The organism is Bacillus sp. 41-22 (assembly GCF_025809295.1).
GTDB classification, from domain to species: Bacteria; Bacillota; Bacilli; order Bacillales; family Bacillaceae_G; genus Bacillus_A; species Bacillus_A mycoides.
In genome coordinates this window covers 888,798-903,802 of record NZ_CP084035.1, presented here as the reverse complement: position 1 = coordinate 903,802, position 15,005 = coordinate 888,798, and the positions used below count along the sequence as shown (strand labels likewise).

The following is a 15,005-nucleotide window of genomic DNA, read 5'->3' as shown; positions in this document are numbered from 1 at the left end:
GCCCGACTCCCTCGCATTCGCCGAATTTTGAGTTTGGGGTCTTACTGCCCGCAAATAGCGGGATAAAACTACTCTTCCGAAACGTCCATCAAATAAATCCCTCTTGTAAATCCGCCGCGCTCTTCTTCTTTCTGCTTACGAATAAGCTCTACATCTTCCATTGTTGCACCTTCTGCACGCGCTAATGAAATAATAATTTCAAGTGCATCTGCAAGTGAATCTAGCGCATGTTCACGCTCTTTCATCGAAGCAAATTCACGAATTTCTTCTGTACCAATTTTCGCTAACGCTTGTATGTAAGCTTGCCCTGTTAATTTTTGTGCTGTATATGTTTTTCCAGACATCAAAATTTTCTCCGGGACACGATCTCTTACTAACCTGTTATAAGTTGACATCACTTTTCCTCCCACTTTTAATAACACCCAAGCTCTGCTTTATAGAAAAACCACTCTTTTTTCACACAAGCACTTAACATATCAATTCCTGATCCGTGCGCCTTTACTACCGGAAAGAAGTAATGCTCTGGTTCTTCTTTCTTATCGCCGTATAAGGTTTGGTACTCATCAGGAATCGCCTCTTTTTTCACATCCCGTTCTTTCTTCACTTCACCAGAGAAAGCAACAGTTGGATGTCCCTCAAAGAATAATGCAGTCCGTACCGCAAGAGATGGTGTACTATGCAAAGCATAATATGTTAGTAAAATAATAACGATAACACCGATAATTTTCTTCATTTATTACTCCTAAAAAAAGTGCTAACACAATTATACTAAAATGTGTTAGCACTTTCTTCCCTTTATCTCGAATTAACGGGCAGTAAGACTAATAATCCGCGGGGGATAAACAAATCCCCACGGATTAAAGTTTCACTTTATTCCCCTTTAAATGCTGGTAAACGTTTTTCTAGAAAAGCAGCAATACCTTCTTTATGGTCCGCTGTTTGTCTCATCGCATATTGACCACGCTTTTCGAGCTGAAGCGTTTGTTCTAAATTAGAACGATTTACTTCACATAAAATTTGTTTCGTTTGAATCATTGCCTTGATTGGTTTTTGTAACCATTCATTAATTTTTTGCTTCACAGCCGTTTGGAAATCCTCACCGATTACTTCGTCAATTAAACCGATATCTAGCGCTTCTGTCGCTGATAATTTCTTCCCTTCCCAAATGATTTTCTTCGTCATATTTTCACCAACGCGCTTTTGAAGGAAGAAATGGCCGCCACCATCTGGAATTAAAGCGATTCCAATAAAGTTCATCGCAATAACTGATGATATATCTGCCATGACATAATCAGCTGTTAATGCAATACTTAATCCAAGTCCAGCAGTCGGCCCATGAATTGCACTAATAACAAGCTTTGACATCGTATATAACGTCACAACGATTTCAGAAATTGTATTCATGATGCCTTCAAACTTACTTTCATCATTACTTGAAAGCATTGATTTAATATCTCCACCCGCAGAAAAACCACGGCCACTTCCGCACAACACAACAACGTGAACAGAACTTTCCGCCACTTCTTTCAACTTTTGTAATAACTCTTTTAACGTTGGTTCATCTAATGCATTTAAAACCTCTGGACGATTGACCATAACCGTTGCTACGCGCCCTTCATATTTCACAACAACAGATTCTGTTTTACTTGTTACTTCCATTATATATACCCCTCTTTTCAACATAAAGATTATACTTATATAATTATAGAAAGCATGTTAAAAATCCTTCTTTTTTTCTCAATTTTCTGTCTAATAACCTCATAATTTGTATATATCTCCGTATAAAACATACAATTTCGTTAAAAAATATAGAAATTAAAGTCGGTTTATCAATGCTTTTCATCTATTTACCATTACAATGAAATGGTGTATTCTTAAGTTTGATGCAAAAAAACAAATATTGAAATTCATTCGCCTTATTATGTAAATAAGGCTTTTATCCCCATCTCTTGGGTATTGAACTAAAGGAATGAAGAAATGGAGGAATATATGGTTAATAAGTTGAAACAAACGGATAACTACTTCCCGCATTTCCTATTGCTATTCATTGTGTTTCAACCAATTTTAGATTTATTAACGTCTTTTTCAATCTATGTATTACACATGAGCGCAACAGTTGGAATCGTAGTCCGTTTCGCCTTTATGCTTCTTGCATTAGGTTATCTACTTCTTCATAGAAATCAACATGGAGCGAGAAAGTACATTCTCTATTTATGCCTACTCGGTATCGTACTAGCAATTGGTCTTGTAAATAATATGATGATTAAATCCCCAGTTTCATTTGGCGAAGAAGTGAAATTCATTTTAAAGAGCATATATCCAATTGTACTACTGTTTGGATATATTATCGTCTTTAAAGAGTTAAAAAATAAAGAATATGCATTTCATAAAATCATTACATATTTCTTATATGCAACTTTAATTTTAAGCATCACACTGATTATTGCAATGCAAACTGGTACAGATTTCCCAAGCTACCCTCACTCAAAGATCGGTTCAAGAGGTTGGTTCTTTGCTGGAAATGATTTAAGTTCTATTTTTGCAATTATGTTCCCAATCGTAGTGCTCTATTCGATTCATAAAACAACTTCTTTCTCGAAAATCTATTACTGGATTCCAACAATACTTGCGATGTATGCAAGTATTATGGTCGGAACAAAAGTAGGATATGGTGCAATTGTTCTAACGCTTGGCGTGGCACTTTTATTCTCATTCATTGAATATATGGTTCATCGCAAAAAAGAAGGAAAAGGATTCACATATCTCGTAAATACAGTTGTTGCCGCTATTATACTAGGAGGTTTAATTGCCCTTACACCGCATACTCCTATCGCAAAAAATATGGGCATCCACATGCAAATATACGAATACAAAAAATCAGTACAAGAAGAAAAGGATAGAAAAGAAGGAAAAATAATTAAAGAAGATCCTGACGCAGAGAAAAAACATGCAAAAGGTGAACTAACAGACTCTGAGGTCAAAAGTTTAATTTACAGTGATCGCGATAAGTTTTTAAAAGTATACAAACAATACTATAAAGACGCACCACTATCACAAAAATTATTCGGAATGGGCTATGCTGGTAACTATACGGTTAAAATTAAATTAATCGAAATGGACTTCCACGATCTATTCTTCGCATTCGGAATCGTCGGTTTCCTTATTTACTTCATACCATTCCTTTACTTCGGTATTAAATTATTACTCAGCATCATAACAAACTTTAAGAAAATATTAACTGTGAAATATATGCTATTAGCTAGCACCGTTGTACTATCACTTGGAATCGGCTTTATGTCCGGCCACGTATTAACAGCGCCGTCCGTTAGTATTTTCTTCGTTGTTATACTCGCTTACTTAATTGTTGATTTAGAGGCGGAATAAAAAAAGCAGCATCCAAATGGATGCTGCTTTTTCTTTTGAAAGTAATACATGAAATTATATTAATGATTCTACAGAAGATATCGATTTACCGACAAAGTTTGATAAAGCAGCAATCTACAAAAAAAGACTAGATCACATTATGATCTAGCTTTTCAAAATTTCCCTATTGAAAAGACGCCCGAATCTCCTCCAACACCTCATCAATATTATCCTTCGTAATAATAATACCGAAGTCTTTCGGGACGTTGCTATCTTCCTCATTTACAACTTTATGCGCAATCAACTTTCCAACTTCCGGTCTGAAATGATGCCCATCCATATAGTTATCTAAATTCGTTGTAACGGAATTAAGATACATGAAATGGTGCACTTCTCCAAATACATCTACAGCGTCATGAAGCCATTTTTTATAATCTTCCCATCGCCCTGATTGAATCATCGTACGGAACAGAGGCTCTGAAACAGGCGTTGTAAAAATATAAAACTTCGTGTTCGGATTATGAGCCTTTACTGTTCCTAATATTTCTTTCATATTTTGATACTCATAATTCCCACCATAAATCTCTTTACTAAACTTATCTACTTGCGCCGCTATTTGCGCATCACGTTCTTCTTTCGTATAATCGCGCATCGATTTTATATTCTCTCGATTGTAACGGTCAAGATTCGTACTATGATGGGTGGAATTTGCAATTGTATTCTTTGAATAAGTAATCCCGTCCATACTTACATACGATTTAATCGGATACAATAAACTTTGCGCCTGATTAATATACGCTTCTGGTTTATCAAAACCAATTTCCCTATTTTTGTTCGTTCCAAGGAAATCTAAACCAAGTACAATAGACTCGAGTCCACTACCTTTTTGTTCTTTTGCATATTCAATATATGCATCATACTCACGCGGATCTGTACTGCTTACCGCATAATTAAATGCGTTTAACCCGGTGAAGTCATTCTCGTTAATAAAAGTCGTTCTACTACTTCCAAGTATAACTCCATCATATGTAAACGGACGGTACGTTATATAATTTGTTTTCTGTTGTCTCTCGTTAAACCCGTACTGAACATCATTCCACTTATTTTTATGCGGGAATAACCAAAGTGAATCTATATAGCTATTAAATATCCCGACACCTGCCAGAGGAACAAAAACACATACAAAAACGAAAATAAGCCAATGTTTGTTTTTCATATTCTCCACCTAGAAATTAAAGTATAAAAACTCACTAATACTCGTTAAATGTAACACGCTATATACGAGCAATACTGCAGTAAATAAAGCAGTCCATACATTCGGACGGAATGAATCTTTTAACTGAATTGAATTTTTTAAGAAGAAACTAATACATAACGCTCCGAAAATATACGCTACCATTTTTGGATCTAATAAAGAGACATGGTACCCTTCACTAAATGAAACACCGTACTCTTTTAAAAATTGCAGCTTCTCTATTATAAATGCTGGGAATACGCTATTTGCTAATTCGATTCCATTTAGTCCGAACATTCCTTTTAACACTTTCACCGCATCATGCATAGATGTTGCCCTAAAGAATACCCACGTTATATTGATGAAGAAAAACGTAACGAACCAACCAGCAAAGGCTGGCATGCGCCCTCCTGCTTTACTCCATAGGCGATGAATAACAGAAGCCAAACCGTGCAAGAATCCCCAAAAAACAAATGTCCAACCAGCTCCGTGCCAAAGTCCACTTATTAAAAATACAATCATAATATTTACGTATGTACGCGTAATTCCTTTTCGATTTCCTCCTAGAGAAATGTATACGTACTTCGTTAAAAACTGGCTAAGCGTCATATGCCAACGATGCCAAAAATCTTGTATATTCACTGCTTTATAAGGTGAATTAAAGTTTTGAGGTAATTTAATATTAAACATTAAAGCGATTCCAATTGCCATATCACTATATCCACTAAAATCAAAATACAATTGGAACGTAAACGCTAACGATGAAAGCCATGCTTCGACAAATGTTAATGATTGCTGCACATCAAACCCTTCATGTACAAGGGGAGATAATACATCTGCAATACCTACCTTTTTGAAAATACCAACTGCAAATACAAATATACCAAGAACGATATACTTCGATTGCCAGCGCTTTTTACTATCGTCAGCAAACTGCGGCATAATTTGCGCATGATGCACAATCGGCCCTGCAATAAGCTGCGGAAAAAACGTTACAAACAATGCGTAATCAAGAAAATGACATGCCTTCGTTTCACCACGATACGTATCTACTAAAAATGCAATCTTTTGAAACGTATAGAAACTAATCGCAAGTGGTAACGTTAAAGATAATAATGTAAACTGAGTTCCAAATAATGAATTCACATTTTGTAAGAAGAAATCATAATACTTGAAATAACTAAGCATTCCTATATTAAATATTAACCCTACCGTTAAAAGAAGTTTACTCTTATGTTTTACGAGCCTCATTCCGATAAAGTAGTTCACAATGAGTGACACTAACATAAGCGGTAAATATTTCACATTCCAATAACTATAGAAAAATAAAGAGGCCGCAACAAGCCAAGCCTTCGCTAATGTAGCATGTCCAAATTTATTTAATAGAAAATATAAAAGAAATGCTATCGGTAAAAATAAAAAAATAAACTCAAATGAGTTAAATAACACACCATCTCTTCCCTTCCAAACAAATCACACCTTATTCATCTTATCTTATCCAAATAGTGAGTGTCAAAAGGATTCCGCTCCCCTTTTCTTCTATTATATATAATAATCATTTTAATCGAATTATTAACATGATAAAATATTAAAGGCGCTTTTATTTAAAAGAATATATAATAGAAATGTCGGTTTTTTGCACGAAATGTATTTTTGAAAAAAGTGAGGAGAGTCCTTTGGTATTTAGTAGTTCTGTTTTCTTATTTATCTTTTTACCTCTCGTATTATTTTTCTATTTTATAGTGCGTGCCGAGCTACGTAATTTCGTATTACTTGCATTTAGTTTAATTTTCTATGCATGGGGAGAACCTCGATTCGTCCTCTTAATGCTCTTTTCTATTATATTAAACTACTGCTTCGGCCTACTCGTGCATCATTATGATAAACGAAAAAATATGAAATTCACATTTTTAATTATGGCTGTGGTCGGAAATATTTTATTACTTTCTTATTTTAAATATATTTCATTTTTCACAGACATTTTAAACAACGCTTTACATTTATCTATCCAGGTGGAACCTATTCCACTACCAATTGGGATTTCATTTTATACATTCCAAGCGATGTCCTATGTCATCGACATATATCGTAAAGACGGGGATGTTCAAAAGAATCCACTTAACTTAGCACTATATATATCAATTTTCCCGCAGCTTATTGCCGGACCAATCGTTCGTTACAATATCGTTGCTGATCAAATCAAAACGCGCATCCATTCTTTTGAACGATTTACAGAAGGTATCCAAATTTTCGTTTTAGGATTAGCGAAAAAAATGTTAATCGCCAATCAAGTTGGATTTGTCGCAGATAAAATCTTTGCCTTACCACCATCTGAAATGAGCGCTGGAACGGCTTGGATTGGTATTATCGCCTATACACTTCAAATCTATTTCGATTTCTCAGGATACTCTGATATGGCAATTGGACTTGGAAAAATGTTCGGATTTGATTTCCCGAAAAACTTCAATTATCCGTACATCTCGAAATCCATCTCAGAATTTTGGAGAAGATGGCATATTACACTAGGCTCTTGGTTCCGCGACTATATATACATTCCGCTCGGCGGAAACCGTGTATCCAAACTAGCAAATTACCGTAACCTCTTCATCGTATGGGGATTAACCGGTTTATGGCACGGGGCAAGCTGGACATTTATCGCCTGGGGATTATATTACGGCTTTATTATCTCGATTGAAAAAGCTGGATTCGAGAAAATATTAAATAAGCTATGGAAGCCGCTGCAACATGCATATGTACTAATCATCGTTATGATTGGTTGGGTCTTCTTCCGAGCTGATAACTTCGCCTACTCGTTCCAATATTTAAAAGCGATGTTTGGCATAGGGAGGCAATCTTTCATCGATGACAACACAATGCTCTATATACATGAATACATTGTCATATTTATCATCGCCTTTATCGCAGCGACACCAATTTTGAAACGTGTTAAAAACATATTAGAACTTGCACCCAAAACGTATATATTCACGATGCAAGTTGTACGTCCTATATTATTACTAACATTATTTATGGTTTCGATTATGTATTTAATTAATTCGACGTATAATCCATTTATTTACTTCAGGTTTTAACTTATCCCGCTATTTTCCGGGCAGTAAGACCCCCACCTCAAAATTCAGCGAAAGCAAAGAAGTTAGGTTGGGGTCGGGCTGCCCGGAAAAGCCCGATTGGTTAAGGCTGATAATCAGTGGGGGATGAACAAAACCCCCACTGATTAAAGTTTCACTTTATGTAGGAAGGAAAAGTTATTATGAAAAAATTGGGGAACATCGTCCTATTTATCGGTTTTCTCACCATTATCTTTTCATTTGGCATATTATCGCTTCTCAAAACTGACCGAGCAGTTTCGCCCGTTGAAAATCGTCCGCTCGCTCAAAAACCAGCTCTTACAAAAGAAGTTGCCTTAAATGGTAGTTTCTTTAAAGACTTTGAGACATATACAAACGATCAATTAATCGGAAGAGATGATCTCATAAAAAACTATACACTTACCCAAATTAAAATGGGCAAGTCTCTCATTAACGATATTATTCTAACTGATGATAAATGGCTTCTGAAAAACCCTGCTTGGACTACAAAATATAATGAGGTTGACCAAGCTATGCCAGCTGTAAACGACTTATCTCAGTTTTTAAAAGAACAAAACATTGAGTTTTACTTTGCCTTACCACCGTCCAAAACGAATGCATTATCATTTAAATTACCTTCTCATATTCACACATATGCGCAGGAAAATTTAAATTATTTTCTAAATAAACTTCCAGCGGACGTAAAGCCAATTAAACTCATGGAACATTTTAAGAAAAACTATACAAATGAAGAAATACAAAGTATGTACTTTAAAACAGACCATCACTGGAATATGGATGGTGCCTTCTTAGGCTATCAATATATAATGAACACAATCGCGCAACAATCTTCTATATATAAAGGAAAAGAAATAAAAACAGAAGATTACACTCGTACGTGTGCTCCAAATACACATCTAGTCGGAAGCTTTAACAACCAGCTTTACCAACTGATCGATGCGACTGGAGAAAAACTATGCTACTACACACCGAAAGACGGTTTCAACTTTACGAGCGTAGCCGCAAAAGATGTAAATGGCACAGTATATCGCACATTAGATGAACTATACGGCGTAGAAAAACAAAATGATACAACATCGTACGCAGGCTATTATGCAAATGACTATCCAGAAATCGTCATCGAAAATAACAATGCACCAAATGATGTACGAGCTTTAGTCCTAAAAGACTCATTCGCAAACGCAATCGTGCCTCACTTAGCACAAAGCTTCAAACACACATCCATCCTCGACCTTCGTCACTATCACGAAAAGGATGTATATCAATACATTAAAGACAACAACATTAACATGGTATTGTTCGTGTATAGTGATTCGAATTTGAGCGGTGAGATGTTTAAGTTTAAGAAATAATTATTAAAAATAGGTCTCTTTAGAATCCTCTAAAGAGACCTATTTTTTTCGAAACCAAAAACAATCCCCATGTCATAATGACATGGGGATTGCAAATCTAATTATTAGATTTTTTCTTTAATAACGTTGATTGTTACAGCTTTTGTACCATACTCAGTAGTTGGTGCAAGTCTGTCTTTCACAACTTTAAAGATTACTGTACCTTTATCTCCAAACGCAGTTGTTACACCTTTGAAGACATCATTTTTCTCAGTAACAGTTTCGTCAGTTAAGAAGCTAAATAGTTCGTTTCCTTCTTTAGATACTGTATCATTTGATTTAACAGCTGTTACATAACCAAGCGCAACATCGTTACCGTCAAATGTAGCATTGTCGTTACGATCTAGGTAAACTTTACCTTGCTCTGTACCTTCATCAACGATACGTACTTTATGTTCTGTTGAGATGTTTAATTTGATGCCATTTAGAACATCATCTTTATCACTCTTCACAACGTCTAGTACTCTGTCGATATTAACTTTGCGGTTTTCGAATTGCTCAACTTCTACATCTTTAAATTTAACAGATGTAATTTGGATGTTTTCTTGTGTAACAGTAATTGTTGCGTGTCCAGCTGTAGCGCCATCTTTAGTTAAGATAACATCTGTAACACCTGCTTTTTTACCTGTTACTTTTAATGTTTTTCCTTCGATTTTCGCTGAAGCGATACCTTCATTACCTACTCTTAATTCATATCCTGCTAAATCAGCTGCATCAGCATATACGCCTTCTGTAGTGTAATTAGATAATTGATAGTTTACTGTATTTCCAGCACCAAGTGTAGTGTCAGCAGCTTCACCTTTTTGACCAGCTTTAGAAACAAGCTCTAAGCGTGGAGCTTCATGACCGATGTTGCTCTTCGTAACTTCAACATGAAGTGATCCGTAACCTTCACCACTTGCATTTGGATTTTGGAAGTGGATTGTACCAGCTCCAACTTTCGCACCTTTAACTTTAATAGAAGATGTACCGATAGAACCTTCATTTGTCGTAATAACCTCTAATGCAGTTACAGCGCCTGTTTGTGGGAATACTTCTTTAATAGCACCTTCATTCGCACCAAATGGATCGCCGTATTGGTCAGTTGTTACGAATGTCACTGGTAATTCTTTACCATCTACAACTTTTAATTGATCTGGGTTAGCTTTTACAGTTGTAAGTTTACGAGTATCCGTTTTTACAACGAAATCAAATGATTTTGTTACATCGCCCACTTTAACAGTAATTGTTGCAGAACCAGCTGCTTCTGCTTTAATTTCACCGTTTTTAACAGAGATAACACCTGGGTTAGATGATTTTAAGATAATCGCGCTAGGATCAACAACTTTGTTCTCTTTGTTAATTTGAGCAACAACTTTATGGATACCTGCTTTTTCACCAGCAACTAATGTTTTGCTGTTTAATGTGAAGTCTGTTCCACTTAAAGCTTTAGCATAATTTACACCAGCTTTATCTGTATCTACCGCAAATACAACATCTTTAATTGCTGTTGCTTCTGCATCAAGATTTTTCACTTCGATGATACCAGTGTTAGAAACTGTGATGCCGCCACGTTTTGTCACTTGTACTTCAACTTTGTATTTACCTTCGTCGATACCAACTGCTAGTTTACCAGTTGTTGACTCTGCAGTACCACCTTCAAAGATATTTGCTGGAGTACCATCTAATTTATTCGCAACAAATTTCACATCATGACCAGCGATATCTAAATACTCGATATCAGCATTGCCTTTTTCTTCATTTAATTTGAAGACAACTGCTTGGTCTGCACGATCGTCATCGAATGTAAGTTGTTCTACGCGTAATTTTTTCACTTCGTATACATACTTCACATTAAATGAATCGCCTTTTACTTTAACAGGAAGCTCTTTATTTGGAGCGATTTTTCCGCTTAACGTTACAACTGCAGATTTTCCATCTTTACTCGCTTCAAGTGCGATCGCTTTATTTCCTTCAAGCGTAACATCTTCAGCAGTAAGATTGTTTAACCCTGTACCAGTTAACGTTAATTGTGTTGGCTCAGTAGCAGTAACGTTTGTTACTTTCGCAACACTGTTATCTGATTTTGCATATTTTTTATCTGTTACTGCGATAAATTGAGCTGCTTCTGCACGAGATACAGTTTTATTTGGCTCCCATTTGCCACCAGTACCTACAGAGATTCCAAGATTAATTAGGATGTTTGCTTTTTCTTCACCCCAATGTCCTCTTAAATCATCAAATGTTGTAACTAATGTGCCATCTACTTTTTCTTTTAAGTTATAAGCACCTACTAGCATAGATGCGAAAGAAGCACGGTCGATTTTTCCTTCTGGATAGAAGTTATCTTTACCGTCACCTTTAACGATACCTGCTTTTTCAACTGCTGCGATATATTTAGCAGCCCATGTATTTTTAGCATCTTTGAAAGATGGCTGAGCATTTTCATCAACTGGTAATCCTAAAATTTGAGTGAAAATTACAGCTGCAGAAGCGCGATCAATTGCTTCAGCTGGGCCATATGTACCGTCTGGCTTACCTTTGATTGCACCTTTATCTACTAAGTAGTTGATAGAATCTAATGCCCAATGATCAGCTGGAACATCCGGGAATGATTTACCTGCTGCTGCTACTGGAGATACAACTCCTGCTACCATTGCTGCTGTCATTGTACCTGCGATTACTTTTTTGTAAGAGTTAGTCTTTGCCATTTTATTATTTTCCTCCTTTAGGACTATGTGCTACTAGTTTCATATCATATGTAATTTGAAAACTAGTTACTTAAAAAGCCATAAAACAATAAAAATACAAAATATCATGCGAAAAGTAGTTCACATAATAAAATGATACAAACCGTTAAATGTAAATATAAGGTTTAAATACCATTTTTTGAAACAAGTTCATCATACTATACAAAACTATTCGTTATCAAGAACTTTCTCAAAAGAAGATTCGACACATTCTGATAATTCAGTCTTTTTATTGTATTATTAAGATATTAATAATACTAAAATATAGAAATGAACAAACTTTTTTCCTAAAAACTACTATCACCGCGCTTCGTATATTTTTCATATCAAATACACAATTGGAATTATAGCACATATTTCCACTTCATCACCTAAATGTTTTTTACAATAAATACAATTTTCAGACTACATTCGACTTAAATTATCGTAATTCGACATTTTCCACTTCTTTTCGAATGTTTTTTTAACGAAAAAAGGTGTTAATTTACAAAAAATTTACATATTAGTGGGGTATTTTTCTATTTTTGAAAACGCTGTCATTTTATTTCTCAATAAACTAACTATCAATCTTCAAAATATGATCACTTTTTCACAGATTGTTTTATATGAAAATTAGACCATAAAAAAAGAGCCCACATAATGTGGACTCTTTCCATTGAAATAAATTTCAATTAGCGAGCTACTGTTACTGGTTTGAAAGCAACAAGTTTGTTAGCTGCTGTATCAACTGTATTTAAAGTTGCATTATCTTTAAGTTCTTTAGTTTTAAGTGTTAATGTACCAGTTGCTAAGTTAACATCTGTTGGAGCTGTTACTTTAAGTACTACTTCTTTAGCTGCTTTGTCATCAGCTTTTGCTACTGTTAACGCTACACCATTTAGGTCAATAACAAAGTCAGTTGCATCAACGTTCACAGCTTCAGAGAATGTTAAAGTAATTTCTTTAGCGTCAACTTTTGTAATTTTAGCTGACTGGAATTCAGGAGCTTTTGTATCTACAACGTTTAATAATAGGTTTTTCGTACCCATTTTCACTCCGTCTTTGTTTGCAACATTAGCTACTGTAAATTTAACTGTTTCTGATTTTTCGAAAGTAAATGTAGATGGTAACTCAATAACTGCATTTGTACCGTCTAATACGATTAGAGCACCTTCTGGTAATTTAGCACCAGCTAATGTGTAATTGTTTACATTAGAAGCTGATTCAGCTACTTGGCCACCTTTTACTTCTTTATCAAAGTTTACTGTAATTTTATTTGTAGCTTTATCAAAAGCCACGCCTGTTACTGCTGGAGCTACTTTATCTGTTTCTTTTTCAGATTCTTTTTCTACAACTTTCACTTCTTTAGTAAATGCTGCAGACTCATTACCAGCTGCATCTTTTACAAGACCTTTTGTAGCAGCTACTTTGTAGTTACCTTTTGCTGGGAATGTTAATGTAATACCTTTGCTGTTGTCTTTTGCTGCTTCGATTTTCACTTCACCAGTTACATCTCTGCTTGTATCTAAATTGATTACACGAATTTTTCCGTCTTGTTTAGTTACATCTTTATCAAAAGTAAATGTAGCTTCTTTATTTTGATCTGCCACAACTTTAACTAAGTTAGGAGCTACAACATCTTTTGTAACTTTTACTGCTTTAGATACTTTAGTACCTACATTGTTTGCTAAATCTTTGTAGCCAACAAATTCAACTGTAAGATCTGCAGCTGTTTCTTTATCTGTAAGAGCACCCGGTACTGTAACAAGCGCTTTTGTTTTATCTTGATCAAGAGCAATTGTAGCCTCTTTTACTACTGTATTACCTTTTTTCACAACTACTGTACCTTGTGCAGAAAGTTCTTCTGTAAATGTAGCTTCTAATGTAGCTGTACCATTAGCAAGGTCTTTTACTTTAATTTCTTTTACTTCTGGAGCTGTAACGTCTTTTTCTACTTTGTAAGTAGCTTTTCCTTCGTACATTTCCATTGCGTTACCTGATAAATCTTGAGCACCCGTTACGATAACTGAGAATTCTTTACCGTTCTCAAGGTTTAAAGTGTTAGTAGAAGTGAAAGTATTATTTTCAACTTTTCCGTCTACTTTTTGACCATTAACGATTACAGTTACAGCTTTTGCTGTATCTAATTTTTCACTAAATACTACTTTAACTTTTCCGTCTGGAGTAGATACTGTAGATACAGTTGGAGCTACTTCGTCATTAAAGAAGATAACTTCTAATGCTTTTGGAATTTCTTTACCATCAGCAGCTTTTAAGCCTTCAACAGTTAGAACGTAAGCTTCTTTATTTTTAAGTTTTGCATCTCCATCTAAAGTTACGATTACAGATTTTTTATCTTCACCGATTTTTGTAGTAACTGCTGTTGCGTTAGTTCCTTGAGAAAGAGTGAATTTCGCGTTCTTCACATCTTCTTCTTTCACTGTAGCGCCAAGTTTAACTTCGATCTCTTTAGCATTGATTGCTTTAATAGACTCAACTTTAGCTTCTTCTTTTTGTCCGAACTGCTTGTCAGTCTTAGCAATAAATTGAGCTGCTTCTGCTTTAGTTACAGATTTATTTGGCTCCCATTTGCCGCCAGTACCTACAGAGATTCCTAATTCAACTAGGATGTTAGCTTTGTCTTTACCCCAGCTATCTTGTAAGTCGTCGAATTTAGTTTCTGGAGTACCAGTTACTTTAGTGTCTAATTTGAAAGCTGGTACAAGCATTGCTGCCATAGAAACGCGGTCGATTTTTCCGTCTGGATCGAATTTACCTTCACCTTTACCTTTAACTACGCCAGCTTTTTCAACTGCTGCGATGATTGAAGTAGCCCAGTGGTCTTGAGAATCAGTGTAAGATGGTTTAGCATCTTTCTCGATTGGTAAGTTTAAGATTTTAGCCATCATTGTAGCTGCTTCTGCACGAGTGATTTCTTTTTCAGGCTCGAACATTCCTGTGCCATTACCTGCAATTGCGCCTTTTTCTGTTAAGTAGTTAATAGAATCAATTCCCCAGTGATCAGCTGGAACGTCTGGGAATGATTTTCCTGCTGCTGCTACTGGAGATACAACACCTGCTACCATTGCTGCTGTCATTGTACCAGCGATTAATTTTTTGTAAGAGTTAGTCTTTGCCATTTTATATATTTCCTCCTTCAGGAATGTAATACTAGTTCCATAATGTTTTAAATAGATAT

At 35.4% G+C, this 15,005-nt stretch carries 10 protein-coding genes; 3 read left to right on the top strand and 7 right to left on the bottom strand.

What is annotated here, in order from left to right:
- Positions 1 to 68: 68 nt before the first annotated feature.
- From LCF45_RS04555 to LCF45_RS04545, 3 genes are all read right to left on the bottom strand, one after another.
- Positions 69 to 395: a nucleoside triphosphate pyrophosphohydrolase gene (locus LCF45_RS04555; RefSeq protein WP_002125566.1), complete on the bottom strand. Its 327-nt coding sequence runs from the start codon at positions 393 to 395 to the stop codon at positions 69 to 71.
- 17 nt (positions 396 to 412) lie between these two features.
- Positions 413 to 733, bottom strand: coding sequence for a hypothetical protein (locus tag LCF45_RS04550; RefSeq protein ID WP_002010902.1), 321 nt, complete (start codon positions 731 to 733; stop codon positions 413 to 415).
- 137 nt (positions 734 to 870) lie between these two features.
- Positions 871 to 1,659 carry an enoyl-CoA hydratase gene (locus LCF45_RS04545; RefSeq protein ID WP_263894594.1) on the bottom strand — a complete coding sequence of 263 codons (789 nt, stop codon included), beginning with the start codon at positions 1,657 to 1,659 and terminating at the stop codon, positions 871 to 873.
- 330 nt (positions 1,660 to 1,989) lie between these two features.
- On the opposite strand from LCF45_RS04545, the gene LCF45_RS04540 reads away from it, so the two are divergent.
- Positions 1,990 to 3,384, top strand: coding sequence for an O-antigen ligase family protein (locus LCF45_RS04540; RefSeq protein ID WP_078203460.1), 1,395 nt, complete (start codon positions 1,990 to 1,992; stop codon positions 3,382 to 3,384).
- Between the two features lie 163 nt (positions 3,385 to 3,547).
- On the opposite strand, the gene LCF45_RS04535 is transcribed toward LCF45_RS04540, so the two are convergent.
- Entirely contained in the window at positions 3,548 to 4,579 is a 1,032-nt protein-coding gene (locus tag LCF45_RS04535; RefSeq protein ID WP_263894593.1) for a hypothetical protein, read from the bottom strand.
- A 9-nt stretch (positions 4,580 to 4,588) separates the two neighbouring features.
- The gene (locus tag LCF45_RS04530) at positions 4,589 to 6,046 is read right to left on the bottom strand and encodes an MBOAT family O-acyltransferase (RefSeq protein ID WP_002188488.1); all 1,458 of its coding nucleotides are present in this window, start codon (positions 6,044 to 6,046) and stop codon (positions 4,589 to 4,591) included.
- Positions 6,047 to 6,273: 227 nt separating this feature from the next.
- Between LCF45_RS04530 and LCF45_RS04525 the strand changes: the two genes are divergently transcribed.
- Positions 6,274 to 7,689 (top strand): MBOAT family O-acyltransferase, encoded by a 1,416-nt coding sequence (locus LCF45_RS04525; RefSeq protein WP_078203457.1) that lies wholly within the window; start codon positions 6,274 to 6,276, stop codon positions 7,687 to 7,689.
- A gap of 179 nt (positions 7,690 to 7,868) precedes the next feature.
- The gene (gene patB1, locus LCF45_RS04520) at positions 7,869 to 9,059 is read left to right on the top strand and encodes a secondary cell wall polysaccharide O-acetyltransferase PatB1 (RefSeq protein ID WP_078203456.1); all 1,191 of its coding nucleotides are present in this window, start codon (positions 7,869 to 7,871) and stop codon (positions 9,057 to 9,059) included.
- A gap of 104 nt (positions 9,060 to 9,163) precedes the next feature.
- Here the strand turns inward: patB1 and LCF45_RS04515 are convergent, their stop codons facing one another.
- Both LCF45_RS04515 and LCF45_RS04510 read right to left on the bottom strand, forming a co-directional pair.
- Positions 9,164 to 11,788, bottom strand: coding sequence for an S-layer homology domain-containing protein (locus tag LCF45_RS04515; RefSeq protein ID WP_050000867.1), 2,625 nt, complete (start codon positions 11,786 to 11,788; stop codon positions 9,164 to 9,166).
- A 710-nt stretch (positions 11,789 to 12,498) separates the two neighbouring features.
- Positions 12,499 to 14,946 carry an S-layer homology domain-containing protein gene (locus LCF45_RS04510; protein WP_263894592.1) on the bottom strand — a complete coding sequence of 816 codons (2,448 nt, stop codon included), beginning with the start codon at positions 14,944 to 14,946 and terminating at the stop codon, positions 12,499 to 12,501.
- Between the last annotated feature and the right edge of the window lie 59 nt (positions 14,947 to 15,005).